The following is a 17,209-nucleotide window of genomic DNA, read 5'->3' as shown; positions in this document are numbered from 1 at the left end:
GCGGTGAGGGAGGGATTGACTCGCTGCGCTCGCCCTGCGGGCAGTCTCCTCGCGGGCTCGTCGCCTGTCCAGCGGGCAGATGCCCGCTGTCGAACCCCGTCGGGGGTTCTCACCCTCCCGGGTTGAGCGACATAAACGAAAAAGCCCGGGCATTAACCCAGGCTCTCTCTTTAAAGATGGCGGTGAGGGAGGGATTCGAACCCTCGATACGTTGCCGTATACACACTTTCCAGGCGTGCTCCTTCAGCCTCTCGGACACCTCACCAGATTGTTTTGTCAACCACCCTTAGCGGCTAACGGGGCGTCACTATAGGGAGTCCGCCCTGAGCGGTCAAGGATATTTTTTCCTTTCTGTATTGTTTGGTTAAGGGATGAACATCCGATATTGCTGTCGGCACATAGACGCAGGGAAAGGGGATATCTGGCAGGTGAAGCGGGGCGCGGTTGGATGCGGTTTTTGTCATTAAGAGAATAATGTTCGCCCTGCGGGCAGTCTCCTCGCGGGCTCGTCGCCTGTCCAGCGGGCTGATGCCCGCTGTCGAACCCCGTCGGGGGTTCTCACCCTCCCGGGTTAAGCGACATAAACGAAAAAGCCCGGGCATTAACCCGGGCTCTCTCTTTAAATATGGCGGTGAGGGAGGGATTCGAACCCTCGATACGTTGCCGTATACACACTTTCCAGGCGTGCTCCTTCAGCCTCTCGGACACCTCACCAGATTGTCGTTCCTGCTCTTGCTGGAACGGGCGCTAATTTAGGGGAAAGGCTAAGTGACGTCAACGTAAATTTCTGGCGCAGTGGCGCGTTCAGCTAAACTTCGTCCAGTTTGTTGATTAAAAGAGCAAATGTTGCTGTCGGTCGCCGGTAAATGGGCAAAAAAACGCCGTCAGTCGACGAAAAAGAAGTTGTGATAGAGTGTCTGAATGCCTCAATAAAACCCCTGAACCGGGAGACTGCATGGATATCCTGTTTTACCATCCGACTTTTGACACGCAATACTGGCTTGACCGTTTGCAGCAGGCGCTGCCCGCAGCACGCATCCGGGCATGGGCACCGGGCGATGACAGGCCCGCCGACTACGCGCTGGTGTGGCAGCCGCCGGTGGAGATGCTGAGTGGGCGCCCTGAGCTGAAAGCGGTATTTGTGCTGGGCGCCGGCGTTGACGCCATACTGAGCAAGCTGGATGCTCATCCGGAAATGCTTCCCGAAACCGTGCCGCTGTTTCGCCTGGAGGATACTGGAATGGGGCGCCAGATGCAGGAGTACGCCGTGAGCCAGGTATTGCGCTGGTTCCGTCGCTTTGATGATTATCAAATCCAGCAACAGCAAGGGGTGTGGCAGCCGCTTGCGGAATATCCCCACGACGAATTTACCATCGGTATTCTGGGCGCTGGCGTTCTGGGGGGACAGGTAGCGGACAGCCTGACGGGCTGGGGATTCCCGGTTCGCTGCTGGAGCCGCAGCCGTAAACAGTACCCCGATGTTGTCAGCTATGCCGGAAACGAGGAGCTCCCGGCATTTCTGAAGGGCACCCGGGTGCTTATCAACCTGCTGCCTAATACGCCTCAGACCGTCGGCATTATCGATCATGCGCTGCTGGCGCAGTTGCAGCCGCAGGCTTATGTCCTGAACCTGGCCCGTGGTGCCCATCTGGTCGAAGATGATTTGCTGGCGGCGCTGAACAGCGGGCAGATCAAAGCGGCGATGCTGGATGTCTTCTCGCAGGAGCCGCTGCCCGCCGCAAGTCCGCTCTGGGCCCATCCCCGGGTATCCATCACGCCTCATGTGGCGGCCGTTACGCGGCCCGCTCAGGCGATTGAGTGGATAGTCAGTGCGCTGTTAAAACTTGAACAGGGCGAAAACCCTGGCGGCCAGGTGAACCGACGCCGCGGCTATTAATCGCCTTTCCGGCGTCGGTGGCGCGGCGGTGGACTAAAAACGGGAGCCAATAGCTGTTATCCTGAGCAAAACGGCAAAATGGAGAAAAACATGTATCCCGTAGACCTGCATATGCATACCGTCGCCAGTACTCACGCCTACAGCACCCTGCATGACTATATCGCCGCGGCGCAATCCCGGGGCATTAAGCTCTTCGCCATTACCGATCACGGCCCCGATATGGCGGATGCTCCGCACTACTGGCACTTTATGAATATGCGAGTCTGGCCACGCGTGGTGGATGGCATCGGGATCCTGCGCGGTATTGAAGCCAATATCAAAAACACCGACGGTGAGATTGACTGCACCGGGCCGATGCTGGACGCACTCGACTTGATCGTCGCCGGTTTCCACGAGCCGGTCTTCCCGCCCCGTGATAAAGAAAGCCACACCCAGGCCATGATTGCGGCCATGGCCGCCGGGGATGTTCATATCATCAGCCACCCGGGCAACCCGAAGTTCCCGGTCGATATTCCGGCCATTGCCCGGGCCGCAGCGAAATACCAGGTTGCGCTGGAACTGAACAACTCTTCCTTTACCCATTCCCGCAAGGGCAGCGGCCCTAACTGTCGGGCGATCGCTGAAGCGGTGCGTGATGCTGGCGGCTGGCTGGCGCTGGGATCGGACTCGCATAGTGCATTTACGCTGGGCGATTTTACGGAATGTCGTAAAATACTGGACGAGGTCAATTTCCCGGAGGAGCGAATCCTGAATGTTTCGCCCCGTCGTCTGCTCGATTTCCTCGAATCCCGGGGACGGGCGCCGATTCCGGAACTGGCCTCTTTCTGAAACGACAACGGAAGCCTTTATGAACGATTTTTCAATGCTCTGCCGCGTGCTGGGCTCGCTTTTCTACCGCCAGCCCCAGGATCCGCTGCTGGAACCTCTCTATCAGCTGATTAGCGAAGGCAAACTGGCGCAGCACTGGCCGCTACAGCAGGACGATCAGCTGGCGCGCTTGCAGAATAACTGCGATGCCGGTTTGCTGGCGCAGGATTACAACGCGCTGTTCGTTGGCGAAGCGTGTCGGGTATCGCCGCTACGTTCGGCCTGGGTCGAAGGCGGCAGCGAACAGGAGGTGCGCGATTTCCTGGCCGGGCAGGGCATGCCGCTGGGCGAAGGGCCCGCCGAGCACTTCGGCGCGCTGTTGCTGGCCGGCTCCTGGTTTGAGGATAACGCGGAGCCGGAAAGCCGGGCGCTGGAAACGCTGTTTGCCGTCTGGCTGCTGCCCTGGAGCGATAACTTTCTCGGCAAGGTGGAAGCCCATGCCGTCACGCCGTTCTGGCGGACTCTGGCGCAACTGACCCGCGAAGCGCTGCAGGCGATGCGCGAAGAGCTTCAGGAAGAGGGAAACGCGCCCGAGGATGAATAGGAATTTTCCCGTTATTTTTCTTTATCAACCTCTGCTAACTCCGCTATTAAGGGTGCATTCGGCCCCGGGGGTTTGTTATTATCGCCCGGCGTAACTGCGTCGGGCGCGCTGTCCGAAACAGATACCATACGACGCTGTTTAACCTTTAATCATCGCCGATATTTTTCGTTTCGTCTGCCGGTGGATGTCGGCAGATGATCCCGTTGTGCGGTGTCTCCGGGTTTGGGAGTAATGCGATAGCTGTCTGGTACAGGGCTCTGCTATATCACTTGTTGTGTGTCTGGTAATGAATTCCCTTCCTGAAACTGTGGTAGAGAAATGAAGTTAGCTTTTTCTGTTGTGGACTGGCAGGCCAGTGCGCCGGGGCTCTCTGAGCCGCAGGCATGGCGGGACTGGGCGGCGGGCGATGGCGCTATCGACGCGACGGCATCGCTGGCGAAGGGTCGCCACTTGCCGATGATGACGGCGCGGCGTCTCGCTTCCGGCAGTCGTCAGGCCGTGGAATGCGGTCTGGCGCTGATGGCGCGTCAGTCGGTGGATGCCGTGGTCTTCGCCAGCCGCCACGGTGAGCTGGAGCGCAACTACCGTATTCTGAGCGCTCTTGCGCAGCGGCAGCCACTATCGCCCACCGATTTCGCTATGTCTGTCCACAACGCCGCCGTCGGCAGTCTGACCATTGCCGCAAAGGCGCCGCTGGTTTCATCTTCAGTTTGCGCCGGGGCCGATACTTTCCAGCAGGCGCTACTGGAAGTGGCCACGCTGCATCATGCTGGTTACCGCCAGGTACTGCTGGTGGATTTTGACGGTGCTATCCCCGAGTTTTATCAGAACAGCCTGAGCGCGCCTTATGTTCCCTGGGCGGTGGGGCTGGTGCTGGCCGCCGGTGGCGCGCTGCGTTGTCAGAGCGAGCCCCGCGGCCGGACGCCGCAGGGGCCGCTTCCCCAGGGACTGGCGTTTCTGCGTGCCTGGCTGGCGGGCGAAAGCGCTTTTGGGCTGACCGGCGAACGTCTGACATGGCGCTGGAGCGTGGCCTCATGATGCAGCGCCTTAACTGGTGCTGGCGTGTAGCAATGACGGGCTGGCTGTTCGTTCTGTTTGGCCTTGGTGGTTTTCTGATGGCGCTGTTCGGCTTTAATCTGCTGAACCTGACGGTGCGCGATCGCGTTCGACGCCGTAATCTGGCGCGTCGTGCGGTATCCACCAGCTTCCGTTTTTTTCTGCGTCATGGCCGCTGGCTGGGGGTCTTCGACTACCATTTTGAAAATAGCGCGCTGTTGCGTGAAGAGCGCGGCGTGCTTGTCGTCGCCAATCATCCCACGCTGCTGGACTATGTTTTTATCGCATCGCAGATGCCGCAGATGGGTTGCCTGGTGAAGGCCAGTCTGACGGGCAATATTTTTATGCGCGGCGTGATTCGTGCCGCGGACTATCTGATTAACAGTCAGGGCGAAACGCTGCTGGCGGAAAGCCGTCGGCGGCTGGCGGCAGGGGAGTCGATCCTGATTTTTCCCGAGGGTACCCGTACTCAACCTGGCAGCCCCTTCAGACTCCAGCGCGGCGCCGCCAATATCGCCGTGCGTAGCGGTTGCCCTCTGCGACTGGTTCATATCGACTGCAGCGCGCGCTGGCTGGATAAGCAGAGCCGCTGGTACCAGGTGCCAGCACAAAAGCCTGTGATGGTTATTTCGGTGCGCTCACGCATCGACAGTCGTATTTATCTGGCGGGAGACGACGCCTGCGCCCGTGCGGCGCGCCGCCTTACCCGCTATCTGGAACAGGCGTTGCCTGTACCCCGTTAAGACCGGAACACCTATGGAATCCTTATTTGCTGAAATAAAAAAATTAATCATTGATACGCTCAATCTGGAAGAGATTAGCGTCGAAGATATTGAAACCGATGCGCCACTGTTTGGCGACGGACTGGGACTGGATTCCATCGATGCGCTGGAACTGGGGCTGGCGGTGAAGAATCGCTACGGTGTGGTACTGTCCGCCGAGAATGACGAGATGCGTCAGCATTTTTATTCCGTCGCGACCCTGGCCAAATTTATCGCTGCGCAAAATCCGACGCGTGGCGTTTAACGGAGTGAATGATGACGACAAGAGATGAAATCTGGCAGCAGGTATGTGAACTGCTTGACGAATTATTCGAAGTACCCGCGGAAAAGGTTACACCCGGGGCGCGCCTGAACGAGGACCTGGACCTGGACAGTATCGATGCGGTGGATATGGTGGTGCATCTGCAAAAACGCACCGGCAAAAAAATCTCTGCTGATGACTTTAAGTCGGTGCGCACCGTGGAAGATGTGGTCAACGCGGTGGAAAAACTGATGCGTGAGGGCTAATGCCAACGCTGCGGGCCATTTTCCGGGGAGCTGGTGCTGCGACGCTTGTCGGCTGGCCATTCTGTGTCTGGCTGGCGCTGACGCACCCGCAATGGCGGGCGTTGATGCTGGCGTTGGCCCTGCTGTTCGCCCTGCGTCTGGTCATAATGCCTGCCGGCGCGCTACGCCTGCCGGGAATCATCCTGCTGCTGGCGGGAGCGTTACTGGCGCTGGCCGGATACTGGCTACCCCAGGCGCGCCTGATGCTCTGGTATCCGGTACTGGTTAATCTGGTTATGCTGCTGCTGTTTGCCAGTTCGCTGTTTGTCGGGCCGCCGCTGGTGGAGCGTATTGCCCGCTGGCAGGAGGGGCACGAGCTCTCTACGGCGGCAAAGCGCTATACCCGAAAAGTGACCCAGGTCTGGAGCCTGTTTTTCGTGATCAACGGCGGGATAGCGCTGGCGACGGTAATGTCTGGCAGCCTGAGCGCCTGGACGCTGTGGAACGGCGTCCTGGCTTATCTGGCTATGGGGATGCTTTTTGCGGTGGAGTGGTGCGTGCGACGGAGAGTGAAACGCTATGACCGATAGCGTTCCTCTGGCGGAGTGGCTGGCGCCATGCGATGACGGCGCCCGCACGGTGGCGCTGGATGGCGATCGCCACTATACCTGCGGCGACCTGCGGGCGGCGACGGTTCGGCTCTGCGCCTGGCTGCGCCGCCAGCCTCAGATGCGCTGGGCCATCTGTTGCGACAGCAGCTATACCTTCCTGGTGGCGCTACTGGCGTTGCTCCATGCCGGCAAAACGCCGGTGCTGCCCGGCCACAGTCGCGAGGCGCAACTGCGCGAACAGCGCCAGCACTTTGACGGTCTGCTGACCGACCTGGCCCTGACGCTCGATGGTTTTCCGGGAATTGATCCCATGCTGGTGCCCGACGCTCCCGAAACACCGCTACCGGCGATACCTCCCCTGGCGCAGTTGGTACTGTTTACCTCTGGCTCCTCCGGGGAGCCGCAACGGGTAGTGAAAACCGTGGCGGCGCTGGATTGCGAGGCCAACTGGCTGGCCCGTCGCTGGGGACGCCGACTGGCGGGCTGCCGGGTGTTAGCTTCGGTCAGCCATCAGCACCTGTACGGCTTAACCTTTCGGATTATCCTGCCGATGGCGCTGGGGCTGCCTTTTAGCGCGCGGCGGGTGGAGTTTCCTGAACAGCTGCCGCCGCAGGCACGGGGCAGGGCGTGGGCCTTTGTCACCAGCCCGGCGTTACTGGGAAGAATGGATCCCCGGCTTATTCCCGCGGACTGCCGTTTCGTACTCTCCGCCGCCGGGCCGCTCAGCGAGCCGATCGCCCGTCAGGCGCGGCGCGACTTTGGCGTAGCGGTGGCGGAAATATACGGCAGCACCGAAACCGGTGTCGTGGCATGGCGCGAACGCCTGCGCGAAGATGAGCCGTGGCATGCCTTTCCGGAGGTGGTTTTTCACGCTGATGATAGCGGCATATGGTTACATTCGCCGCTCATCGACGCGGGGGAGTGGCGACTGAGCGATCGGCTGGCATTTCGCGACGCGCGAACCTTCGATCTGCTGGGGCGCGAAGATCGTACCGTTAAGATCGAAGAGCAGCGGGTTTCGCTGGATGAGATCGAGCGTCGGCTAAGATTGCTTCCAGAGATCGCCGACGCGGCGGTGCTGGTGGTGACCCGGGGCGGTCGCAGCGTCACGGCAGCGGCGGTGGTGTTGCATAATGCCGACGACTGGTCGTTCCGGCGCCGTCAGGCATGGCGCCGCGAGTTGATGCGTTGGCTGGCGCCACCGGTGGTGCCGCGCTACTGGCGGCAGGTGACGAGCATTCCGCTGACCAGTCAGAGTAAACGAGCATGGAACCTGATACAGGAGCTGTTTTATGAACCCCATTGAACTCCAGCGCAGTGCACCGGATGCGGACAGTCTGACGCTGCGTTTGTGGATCCCTGACACGCTGTTCTGGTTCCGGGGCCACTTCCCCCAGTGGCGGGTGCTGCCGGGCGTGGCTCAGATCCACTGGGCCATGGGCTATAGCGAACCGCTGACTGGTGGACTGCGCTATCACAGCGTGGATCGGGTCAAATTTCAGACCCCGGTCATGCCGGAAAGTGAACTGCGGCTGGAGCTGCACCGGGAACTGCAACGCGATCTGCTCCATTTTCGCTATTACCTGGTGGTGGATAACGAATCTGAACGGATGGCCAGCAGTGGAAAGATTAAGCTATGTCGCTGAACCAGGCTGATTTTCGTCCCTGCCTCATCATTCCCTGCTATAACCACGGCGCCACCCTGGCGTCGGTGCTCGGGCGCCTTGAGCCGCTGGCATTGCCTTGTATCCTGGTGGATGACGGTAGCGATGCGGCAACTCAGCTACAGATCAGGGAAGCGGCGGCGCGTTATCCATGGGTCACACTGTCACGTCTGCCGGTCAACCGCGGCAAGGGGGCGGCCGTGATGCACGGCCTGCGGGCGGCGGCACGGGAGGGGTACAGCCATGCGCTACAGGTAGACGCCGACGGCCAGCACCGACTGGAAGACGCGCCGCGTCTGCTGGCCGCGGCGCGTCGGGAACCTGACCTGCTTATCTCTGGCCGCCCGATATACGATGACTCCATCCCCCGGGCCCGACGCTGGGGACGTTATATCACCCACGTCTGGGTATGGATCGAAACCCTGTCGTTTTCCCTGCGCGACAGTATGTGTGGCTTCCGGGTCTACCCGCTGGCGCCGACTATCGCATTGCTGGAGCGGGCCCGGTTTGGAGAGCGCATGGACTTCGACACCGAAATTATGGTGCGCCTGTACCGGGCGGGTACGCCGAGCCGCTTTATCGATACGCCGGTGGTCTACCCGGCGGATGGCGTTTCGCACTTTGATGCCCTGCATGACAACCTGCGGATCTCCTGGATGCATACCCGGCTGGTCTGCGGCATGCTGATGGGGCTACCGCAGCGCCTGCTACGGCGCGGCGCTGAGAAACACTGGGCGCGTACCGAAGAACGCCGGGGACTGGCCGGAATGCGCTTTATGCTGTGGGTGTGGCAGCGCTTCGGGCGCCGGGCCTTCGGCTGGCTGCTGCGCCCGGTAGTGGGTGTCTACTGGCTGACCGGGGGGAATCAGCGCCGGGCTTCCTGCCTGTGGCTGAGTCGGGTGGAAGTCCGGGCGGCTCAACTGGGCGTGATGCTTCCTCCCGGGCTGAACAGCTATCGTCACTTTTTGCGTTTTGGCGACGCCATGCTCAATAAAATTGCCGCGTGGCGCGGCGAAATCCGTATCGGGCGAGAGATCGACTTCGCGCCCGGCGCTGAAGAGTGCCTGAGCCATCGGCCGGGGCGTGGCAAGCTGATTCTGGCTTCGCATCTGGGCGATATCGAGGCCAGTCGGGCGCTGGCGCAGCATTATGCCGGGCTGACGATTAATGCGCTGGTGTTTACCGAACATGCGCAGCGTTTTCGTCAGGTGATGGCGGAGGTCGCCCCCAGGGCTTGCGTGAATCTGATGCCGGTGACTGAGATAGGCCCCGGAACCGCCATGCTGCTGCAGCAGAAGCTGGAAGCCGGCGAATGGGTAGCTATCGTCGGCGATCGCACTGCGGTTGGCCCTCAGCGCGGCGGTAGCCAGCGGGTCACCTGGAGCCATTTTATGGGGCATCCGGCTCCGTTTCCTCAGGGCCCCTTCATTCTGGCTGCGGCCCTGAAGAGCCCGGTGGTGATGATGACGGTTCTGCGCGAACAGGGGCGGTTGATGATCCACGCCGAACCGCTCTCTGACGCGTTGACTTTACCGCGCCAGGGGCGCCAGCAGGCGCTTCAGGAGGCTACCGATCGCTATGCGCAGTGGCTGGAGCGGATGGCGCTGCGTTCGCCGCTGGACTGGTTTAACTTTTACGACTTCTGGCGGCTTCCGCCGGAACAGGAGGCTGAATGTTGACGGACCCCCGTTTTCGCTGTGAAGTGCAGATCAAAGTCCCGTTTCACGATGTTGATCCCATGGGGGTGGTCTGGCACGGCAACTACTTTCGCTATTTTGAGGTGGCGCGCGAGGCGCTGCTGAATCAGGTGAACTACGGCTACCGTGAAATGAAGGCTTCCGGTTGGGTGTGGCCGGTCGTGGATACCCGGGTGAAATATCGAAGCCCGCTCACTTTCGAACAGGAGGTAGCCGTGCGCGCCCGGATTGAGGAGTATGAGAACCGGCTGCGCATCGGCTATGAGATTATCGATATCGCCAACGGAAAGACGACCACCAGCGGCTATACCATTCAGGTGGCGGTTGACGCCGCCAGCGGCGAAATGAGCTTTGTCAGCCCGCCGGTGCTGTTGGCGCGGATGGGGATAACGGCATGAGAAAAATGATTACGATGCTGGCGCTGCTGCTCTGTTCAGCTGCTACGCAGGCGATTACCCTGGATGAGCTGCATCAGCGCTTTGCGCAGCAGCCGGTAGTGCGGGCCAAATTTGAACAGCAGCGCCAGATTAAAGATATGGGGCAGCCGCTGTGGTCCAGCGGCGAACTGCTTATCGCCCGCGACAAAGGGCTGTGGTGGCATCAGCAGCGGCCGTTCCCGATGACCCTGGTGCTGGATGACAGCCATATGGTGCAGGCCATGGGCAATCAGGCGCCTCAGGTGATCACCGCCGCCAGCAACCCCCAGATGTTCCAGTTTAACCATCTGCTGCGCGCGCTGTTCGAGGCCGATCGCAAAACCCTGGATGAAAACTTCTCCAGCCGTTTGAGCGATAAAGGCAACGGAGCCTGGCGACTGGTGCTGATTCCGAAGGCGGCGCCGCTGGATAAAATCTTCAACAGCATTACGCTGGATGGCGATCGCTTCCTGCAAAAGATCATTCTTGACGATAAGCAGGGCGATACCACCGGAATTACCTTCAGCGATCACCGGGTCGAACCGCGGGCTCTGACCGATGCTGAACGGCAGCGTTTTGACTTCTGAGCGGCAGCGATGGGCCGGCTGGGTGTGGCTGGCCGTCGTGGCGCTGATGCTGGCGATTCTGGTCGTGAAACTGCCTGGCGCCCGGCTTAACAGCAGCGTTCTGGCGCTGCTGCCCGGTCCTGGCGGTAACGCGGTTCCCGCGCCGTTGCGCCACGGGTTTATGCAACGTCTGGACGGCCAGTTGATGTGGCTGGTGGCACTGCCGAAAGGGCAGGATGACGCGGCGGCGCGCGCGTGGCTGGCGATGCTTGTCAAAGAACCCTGGTTGAAGTCGGTTCAGGGGCCGATGAGCGAAGCGCAGCAGAAGGCCTGGGGGCGCTTCGCATGGCAGTATCGCGCCGCGTTGATCGACCCGGAAACCCGCGCCAGGCTGGGGCAGGGGGGCGAAGCCCAGGCCAACTGGGTTCTGGGTCAGCTCTATTCGGCGTTTTCCGGGGTGAGCGGCACCGAACTGCGTGGCGACCCTTTGATGCTGGTACGTGGCGCCCAACTGGCGCAGCAGCAGGGGGCCGGGTCGTTACGCCTGCACAACGGTTGGCTGACGTCTGTGGATGGTCAGGGGCGGCGCTGGTATCTGATTCACGGCGAACTGAAGGGGGACGCCTTCAGTATGCGATCTTCAAACGCTGCCGTTGACCGGCTGGCGACGCTTGCACAACAGCTGCATCAGCGCTGGCCTCAGGCGCAGTTGCTGTCGCGCGGCGCCCTGTTTTATAGCGACTACGCCAGCCGCCAGGCCCATCATGAAATGTCCACCCTGGGCGTCGGTACGCTGTGTGGCGTACTGCTGCTGGTGTTTGCGGTTTTCCGTTCGCCCAGACCGCTGCTGCTGTGTCTGCTGTCGGTGGCTATCGGGGCGCTGGCGGGGATAACGGTCACGCTGCTGTGGTACGGCGAATTGCATCTGATGACCCTGGTGATGAGCATGGGCATCATCGGCGTTTCCGCCGATTACACCCTCTATTATCTGACCGAGCGGATGGTACACGGCGCGAAAGATTCGGCGCTGGCCAGTCTGGCGAAAGTGCGCGCAGCGCTGCTGCTGGCGCTGGGCACCACTCTGTTGGCCTGGTGCGTCATGATGATGGCGCCGTTCCCCGGAATTCGCCAGATGGCGCTGTTTGCCGCTGTCGGACTGAGCGCGTCATGCCTGACGGTGATTTGCTGGTATCCGCAACTGGCGAAAGGCCTGCCGGTGCGGCCGGTGCCGCTGCGTGGAGCGCTGGTCTGGTGGCTGACGGCCTGGCGCCGCCCCGGGATGCGCCTGGGGTTGCCACTGGCGGTGGCTCTCTTCAGCGTCATCGGTCTGTGGCAACTGCGGGTGGATGATGATATTTCGCGCCTGCAGGCCATGCCGCCGGATCTGGTGGCCCAGGATCGCGCCATCGCTCAGTTGACCGGTCAGCGTCTGGATCAGCGCTGGTTTATGGTGTGGGGCGACCACCCGCAGCAGGCGCTGGAACGCCTGGAAGCGCTGACGCCGCATCTTGAACAGGCCCGTCAGAAAGGCTGGCTGACAGGGTGGCGCCAGTTACCGCTATCGTCGCTGGCGCGCCAGAAGGCCGATATGGCGCTGCTCAGGCGCGCTGCGCCTCTGGTAGAACAGCGACTGGCGGCGGCCGGGGTGGATATTAAGGTGGCGGTTCCCGAAGAACGAACGCTGACTGCGCAGCAGTGGCTGAAAAGCGTCAACAGCAGCGGCTGGCGGCTGTTATGGCTTTCTCTGCCTGACGGGCGCAGCGGTATTCTGGTGCCGGTGGATGGCGTGACCCGAAGCGCGGCGCTGGGCCGGCTGGCACAGGAAAGCAACGGCGTAGTCTGGGTGGATCGCAAAGCGGAGTTTGACGGACTGTTCGGCTTCTGGCGCGGATTACTGAGCGGGCTACTGGCCCTGGCGCTGCTGGCTATCGCCGTGAGCTACGTGGCGCGGCTGGGGCTGCGGCGCGGCCTGCAAAGCGTGGCGCCTTCGCTACTGGCGCTGCTCGGCGGACTGGCAACCCTGGGAATCAGCGGCCAGCCGCTGAATTTGTTCTCCCTGCTGGCCCTGACGCTGGTGCTGGGTATCGGCATTAACTACACGCTGTTTTTCAGTAACCCCAGAGGGACGCCGCTCACGTCGCTACTGGCGGTGAGCGTGGCGCTGGCCACCACGCTGTTGACCCTGGGAATGCTGGTCTTTAGCCAGACTGGCGCTATCAGCGGTTTTGGCACCGTACTGGCCAGCGGCATATTTATCGCATGGCTGACAGCGCCGTTGGTGCTGTCAGCCCGGGAGGAGAGACGCGAATGCGGGGAATAATCGGCGGTGCCTTGCTGGCAATGAGCCTGGCGCTGAACGGCTGTAGCGGCCATGATAATCATCAGGAACGACCTCAGGCCTGGTTAAAGTCCGGTGTAGAGGTGACATTACCGGCGCCGACGCAGATTGCGCCATTCAGCGCCCGGCAACTGCTAACGGCGCAGGCACAGGGACAAACCCATCAGTTGGTAGTGATGCTGGAAGCCGACGGGCAGCGACTCCGTCTGGTCGGGCTTTCACCGTTGGGCGTGCGGCTGTTCAGCCTTAACTACGACGTGCAGGGAATCAAAACAGAACAGGTGATGGCGCTGCCTGAACTGCCGCCCGCCGGTCAGGTGCTGGCCGATATTATGCTGAGCTACTGGCCGACGGCCCGCTGGCAGCCGCAGCTCCCCGCAGGCTGGACGCTAACCGATAAGGCGGATCGTCGTGAACTGCGCGACGCCAATGGCCTGCTGGTGGAGACTATCCGCTATCAGCCACGGGGCGATCGGCGGGCGCCGACGCTTATTGAAAACCACGCCTTTGACTACCGTCTGACCATTGAATCGCTGGAGGGCAAATCATGACCGCGATCCGCGCAGTGGCGATGCTTAACGCCCTGGGTAACGATCTCTCCACTATTGCGACGAACCTGGCGGCGGGAGCGGCGCCGGGAATGACGGATAACGCCAGCGGCTGGTTACTGACGAATAACTGCGCTGTAGCCAGAGTAATGGGGGCTCTGCCGCCGGTTCCCCGGCAGCTTGCACGGCACGCCAGCCGCAATAACCAGCTGCTGCTGGCGGCGCTGGAACAGCTTATGCCTGAAACTGAAGAGGCGATTCAACGTTACGGCCGCGACCGGGTGGCAGTGGTGATGGGGACCAGCACTTCCGGGCTGGATGAGGGGGACGCCCGGGTCGCTGGCTGTCGGGTCGATGGCTGGTGTTATGAGCAGCAGGAGTTAGGGGATCCGTCCCGTTTCGTCAGCGAGGTTCTGCAACTGGATGGTCCGGCGCTGACGCTCTCTACCGCCTGTTCGTCCAGCGCCCGGGCGATTATCACCGGTAAGCGTCTGATTGACGCCGGTCTGGTCGACGCCGCGCTGGTCGGGGGCGCAGACACTCTTAGCCGAATGCCGATCAACGGTTTTCGCAGCCTGGAGTCCCTGAGCCTTGAGCGCTGCGCGCCGTTCAGCCGGGATCGCTGCGGCATTACTATTGGCGAAGGGGCGGCGCTGCTGTTGCTGACCCGCAGCGAAGGGCCGGTACTGCTGAAGGGCGTGGGCGAATCCTCCGATGCCTGGCATATGTCGGCGCCGCATCCTGAAGGGGAAGGGGCCAGCCGGGCGATCCAGATGGCGCTGACCGGGGCCGGTTTAACGCCGGATGATATCGGTTATATCAATATGCACGGTACCGCGACCCGACTTAATGATGATATTGAGGCCCGGGTTGTGAACCGGCTGTTTGGCGGGCGGGTGCCAGCCAGTTCGCTGAAGCATCTGATTGGCCACACTCTGGGGGCGGCCGGAGCGATGGAGGCGGCGCTGTGCTGGCTGATTCTGACCCGGGATCTACCGCTGCCGCCCCAGGATTTCAGCCGCCATCCCCGGGATGAGGCCCTGCCTCCCTGCGGGTTGCTGAGCGCTCCCGGAACCCTGGCCCGGCCCTGGATTTTGTCCAATGCGTTCGCCTTTGGCGGCAACAATACCAGTCTGATTCTCGGGAGGAACAATGCGTCATTTTAAGGCGCCGGAAAGCTATCTGCCGCACGAGGCGCCCATGTGTCTGCTGGATCAGGTGGTGGCGGTTTCTGAACAGAGCGCGCACTGCCGGGTAACGGTCGCACGCGATGGCGTACTGGCGCCATTTCTGACGCCCGAAGGAGCGCTGCCCGGCTGGTTCGCCATTGAGCTGATGGCCCAGACGGTGGGAGTATGGAACGGCTGGTACGATCCGGATAATCAGCGCATCGGTATGCTGTTGGGGGGCCGCGAGCTGGTTTGCGAGCCGGGAAGCTTCGCCCCTGGTATGGTGCTGGATTGCCACGTGCAGATGCTGATGCGCGACGATAAAGTGGGCAGCTTTGAAGGTCGTATCTGCTGTCAGGCACAGACGCTTGCCAGCGGCAGAATCAATACATGGCAGCCAGACGACGAACAACTACAACAGATTACAGGTAAAAAGGGATGAAACGTACAGTTCTGGTCACCGGCGCCAGTAAAGGCATTGGTAGCGCCATCGCTCGTCAGTTGGGGGCCGATGGCTTTACGGTGGTGGTGCACTATCACCGGGATGAGCAGGGCGCGCTTCAGACTCTGGCGGCCATTGAGCAGGCGGGAGGAGAAGGGCGGCCGATCGCTTTTGACGTGGCGGATCGCGCCGCCGCCCGCCAGGCTCTGGAGCAGGACATGGCACAGTACGGCGCATACTGGGGCATCGTCAGCAATGCGGGCATTACCCGCGATGGCGCATTCCCCGCGCTCGGTGATGATGACTGGGACAAGGTGATCCACACCAATCTCGACAGCTTCTATAACGTGATTCACCCCTGCGTGATGCCGATGATCGGTCTGCGCGACGGCGGTCGCATTATCACACTCTCTTCGGTATCCGGCATGATGGGCAATCGCGGACAGGTGAACTACAGCGCCGCCAAAGCGGGGATCATCGGCGCCACTAAGGCGCTGGCGGTGGAGCTGGCGAAGCGGAAAATTACCGTGAACTGTATTGCTCCGGGGTTAATCGATACCGGCATGATAGAGATGGAACCGGCGGCCATGAATCAGGCGCTGCAAAGTATTCCGCTGCGTCGTATGGGGCGCGCCGAAGAGGTGGCGGGGCTTGCCAGCTACCTGATGTCCGATATTGCGGGTTATGTGACCCGCCAGACCATCGCCATTAACGGAGGCATGCTATGACCCGGCGGGTAGTGGTCACCGGTATGGCGGGGATAACCGCCTTTGGCGACAGCTGGCAGAAGATAGCCCCGGCCCTGAAGCGCGGGCGCAATGCGGTGCGGATGATGCCCGAGTGGCGTGAATATCAGGGGTTGAATACCCTGCTGGCGGCGCCGGTGGAAAATTTTGTCCTGCCCGGACACTACACCCGCAAGCGCATTCGCGCTATGGGGCGAGTTTCGCTGCTGGCGACCCGGGCCAGTGAACTGGCGCTGGAACAGGCAGGTCTGCTGGAAGATCCGCTGTTGACCAGCGGTGAGGTCGGCATCGCTTACGGCTCCTCTACCGGAAGTACCGGGCCGGTAAGTGAATTCGCCACCATGCTGACCGAAAAGCATACCGGCAACATTACCGGCACTACCTATGTACAGATGATGCCTCACACCACGGCGGTGAATACCGGCCTGTTTTTCGGTCTGCGCGGGCGGGTGATCCCCAGCTCCAGCGCCTGCACTTCGGGCAGCCAGGCCATTGGCTACGCCTGGGAGGCGATTCGTCACGGCTATCAGACGGTAATGGTGGCTGGCGGCGCGGAGGAGTTGTGCCCTTCGGAAGCGGCGGTCTTTGATACCCTGTTCGCCACCAGCCAGCGTAATGAACAACCCGAGGCCACGCCGGCGCCCTTCGATAAGCGGCGCGATGGGCTGGTGATAGGCGAGGGGGCGGGAACCCTGGTGCTGGAGGAGCTGGAACACGCGCAGGCCAGGGGGGCGACCATTTACGCCGAACTGGTGGGATTCCATACTAACTGCGACGCCTCGCACATCACCCAGCCACGCAGCAGCACCATGCAGGTCTGTATCGAGAAGAGCCTGGCCGGCGCCGGGTTGCCTGCTTCGGCCATCGGCTATATCAGCGCCCATGGTACCGCCACCGATCGCGGCGATATCGCAGAAAGTCAGGCCACCGCGGCCATATTTGGCCGGGGGACGCCCATTTCGTCGATGAAAAGTTATCTGGGGCATACTCTGGGGGCCTGCGGCGCGCTGGAAGCCTGGCTGGCGATAGAAATGATGCGCGACGGCTGGTTTGCGCCGACCGTTAATTTGCGCGAGCCGGACGAGGCCTGCGGCGACCTTGACTACATCATGGACGAAGGGCGCGCTATCGATACGGAGTTTATTCAGTCCAATAATTTCGCCTTTGGCGGCATTAATACTTCGCTTATTTTTCGCCGCTGGGCGTAATTTATCTCCCTGCGCCGCTATGTATGTGGTGCGGGGCCTTTCAGGTTTTCACCGGGTGATACGCCTGCTGGCCGGCGCTGTGGCAAATAAAGCCGTTTGCAACACAGCATCGAATTGAAATTATCCGGGGAGATATCACGCAGGTTAACGTGCAGGCGAGGCAGAGTAGTTG

19 protein-coding genes and 2 tRNA genes are annotated in these 17,209 nt (G+C 61.3%); 19 read left to right on the top strand and 2 right to left on the bottom strand.

Translation table 11 applies throughout. The features are described 5' to 3' along the window. Positions 1–177: 177 nt before the first annotated feature. Positions 178–265: transfer RNA gene (locus V3W49_RS08650), tRNA-Ser, on the bottom strand. A 361-nt stretch (positions 266–626) separates the two neighbouring features. Continuing rightward, positions 627–714 (bottom strand) — tRNA-Ser (locus tag V3W49_RS08645). A 241-nt stretch (positions 715–955) separates the two neighbouring features. On the opposite strand from V3W49_RS08645, the gene ghrA reads away from it, so the two are divergent. From ghrA to V3W49_RS08550, 19 genes are all read left to right on the top strand, one after another. Then, positions 956–1,897 carry a glyoxylate/hydroxypyruvate reductase GhrA gene (gene ghrA / locus V3W49_RS08640; protein WP_500144940.1) on the top strand — a complete coding sequence of 314 codons (942 nt, stop codon included), beginning with the start codon at positions 956–958 and terminating at the stop codon, positions 1,895–1,897. A 90-nt stretch (positions 1,898–1,987) separates the two neighbouring features. Then, positions 1,988–2,725 carry a phosphatase gene (locus V3W49_RS08635; RefSeq protein ID WP_500144939.1) on the top strand — a complete coding sequence of 246 codons (738 nt, stop codon included), beginning with the start codon at positions 1,988–1,990 and terminating at the stop codon, positions 2,723–2,725. A gap of 19 nt (positions 2,726–2,744) precedes the next feature. Next, a complete protein-coding gene (locus V3W49_RS08630; protein WP_500144938.1) occupies positions 2,745–3,308 on the top strand; it encodes a TorD/DmsD family molecular chaperone in 564 nt (187 codons plus the stop codon). A gap of 318 nt (positions 3,309–3,626) precedes the next feature. Then, complete coding sequence (locus V3W49_RS08625) at positions 3,627–4,346, top strand: beta-ketoacyl synthase chain length factor (RefSeq protein WP_500144937.1); 720 nt, start codon at positions 3,627–3,629, stop codon at positions 4,344–4,346. After that, positions 4,343–5,107 (top strand): lysophospholipid acyltransferase family protein, encoded by a 765-nt coding sequence (locus V3W49_RS08620; RefSeq protein WP_500144936.1) that lies wholly within the window; start codon positions 4,343–4,345, stop codon positions 5,105–5,107. Before V3W49_RS08625 ends, V3W49_RS08620 begins: the two co-directional genes overlap by 4 nt. A gap of 13 nt (positions 5,108–5,120) precedes the next feature. Beyond that, positions 5,121–5,390 (top strand): phosphopantetheine-binding protein, encoded by a 270-nt coding sequence (locus V3W49_RS08615; protein ID WP_500144935.1) that lies wholly within the window; start codon positions 5,121–5,123, stop codon positions 5,388–5,390. A gap of 11 nt (positions 5,391–5,401) precedes the next feature. Continuing rightward, the gene (locus V3W49_RS08610) at positions 5,402–5,653 is read left to right on the top strand and encodes an acyl carrier protein (RefSeq protein WP_500144950.1); all 252 of its coding nucleotides are present in this window, start codon (positions 5,402–5,404) and stop codon (positions 5,651–5,653) included. Then, entirely contained in the window at positions 5,653–6,222 is a 570-nt protein-coding gene (locus V3W49_RS08605; RefSeq protein ID WP_500144934.1) for a COG4648 family protein, read from the top strand. The genes V3W49_RS08610 and V3W49_RS08605 overlap by 1 nt, the downstream gene beginning before the upstream one ends. Next, a complete protein-coding gene (locus V3W49_RS08600; RefSeq protein ID WP_500144933.1) occupies positions 6,212–7,549 on the top strand; it encodes an AMP-binding protein in 1,338 nt (445 codons plus the stop codon). Before V3W49_RS08605 ends, V3W49_RS08600 begins: the two co-directional genes overlap by 11 nt. Next, the gene (locus V3W49_RS08595; protein WP_500144932.1) at positions 7,536–7,889 is read left to right on the top strand and encodes an ApeI family dehydratase; all 354 of its coding nucleotides are present in this window, start codon (positions 7,536–7,538) and stop codon (positions 7,887–7,889) included. The genes V3W49_RS08600 and V3W49_RS08595 overlap by 14 nt, the downstream gene beginning before the upstream one ends. Continuing rightward, complete coding sequence (locus V3W49_RS08590; RefSeq protein ID WP_500144931.1) at positions 7,880–9,586, top strand: glycosyltransferase family 2 protein; 1,707 nt, start codon at positions 7,880–7,882, stop codon at positions 9,584–9,586. The genes V3W49_RS08595 and V3W49_RS08590 overlap by 10 nt, the downstream gene beginning before the upstream one ends. Next, complete coding sequence (locus V3W49_RS08585; protein WP_500144930.1) at positions 9,580–10,002, top strand: acyl-CoA thioesterase; 423 nt, start codon at positions 9,580–9,582, stop codon at positions 10,000–10,002. The genes V3W49_RS08590 and V3W49_RS08585 overlap by 7 nt, the downstream gene beginning before the upstream one ends. Further along, positions 9,999–10,607: a LolA family protein gene (locus tag V3W49_RS08580; RefSeq protein ID WP_500144929.1), complete on the top strand. Its 609-nt coding sequence runs from the start codon at positions 9,999–10,001 to the stop codon at positions 10,605–10,607. The genes V3W49_RS08585 and V3W49_RS08580 overlap by 4 nt, the downstream gene beginning before the upstream one ends. Next, positions 10,579–12,906, top strand: a complete 2,328-nt coding sequence (locus tag V3W49_RS08575) for an MMPL family transporter (protein ID WP_500144928.1) — start codon at positions 10,579–10,581, stop codon at positions 12,904–12,906. Before V3W49_RS08580 ends, V3W49_RS08575 begins: the two co-directional genes overlap by 29 nt. Beyond that, a complete protein-coding gene (locus tag V3W49_RS08570) occupies positions 12,894–13,475 on the top strand; it encodes a DUF3261 domain-containing protein (protein WP_500144927.1) in 582 nt (193 codons plus the stop codon). The genes V3W49_RS08575 and V3W49_RS08570 overlap by 13 nt, the downstream gene beginning before the upstream one ends. Further along, positions 13,472–14,638: a beta-ketoacyl-[acyl-carrier-protein] synthase family protein gene (locus V3W49_RS08565; RefSeq protein ID WP_500144926.1), complete on the top strand. Its 1,167-nt coding sequence runs from the start codon at positions 13,472–13,474 to the stop codon at positions 14,636–14,638. Before V3W49_RS08570 ends, V3W49_RS08565 begins: the two co-directional genes overlap by 4 nt. After that, on the top strand, positions 14,625–15,083 hold the full coding sequence (locus V3W49_RS08560) for a hotdog family protein (RefSeq protein ID WP_500144925.1): 459 nt from the start codon (positions 14,625–14,627) through the stop codon (positions 15,081–15,083). The genes V3W49_RS08565 and V3W49_RS08560 overlap by 14 nt, the downstream gene beginning before the upstream one ends. Then, positions 15,080–15,811 (top strand): 3-ketoacyl-ACP reductase FabG2, encoded by a 732-nt coding sequence (locus tag V3W49_RS08555; RefSeq protein ID WP_500144924.1) that lies wholly within the window; start codon positions 15,080–15,082, stop codon positions 15,809–15,811. Before V3W49_RS08560 ends, V3W49_RS08555 begins: the two co-directional genes overlap by 4 nt. Continuing rightward, entirely contained in the window at positions 15,808–17,037 is a 1,230-nt protein-coding gene (locus V3W49_RS08550; protein WP_500144923.1) for a beta-ketoacyl-ACP synthase, read from the top strand. Before V3W49_RS08555 ends, V3W49_RS08550 begins: the two co-directional genes overlap by 4 nt. Positions 17,038–17,209: the final 172 nt, after the last annotated feature.

Origin of the sequence: Rosenbergiella sp. YN46 (genome assembly GCF_036620675.1) — a bacterium.
Lineage (GTDB): Bacteria > Pseudomonadota > Gammaproteobacteria > Enterobacterales > Enterobacteriaceae > Jejubacter.
This window is presented reverse-complemented; position numbering and strand designations above follow the sequence as displayed.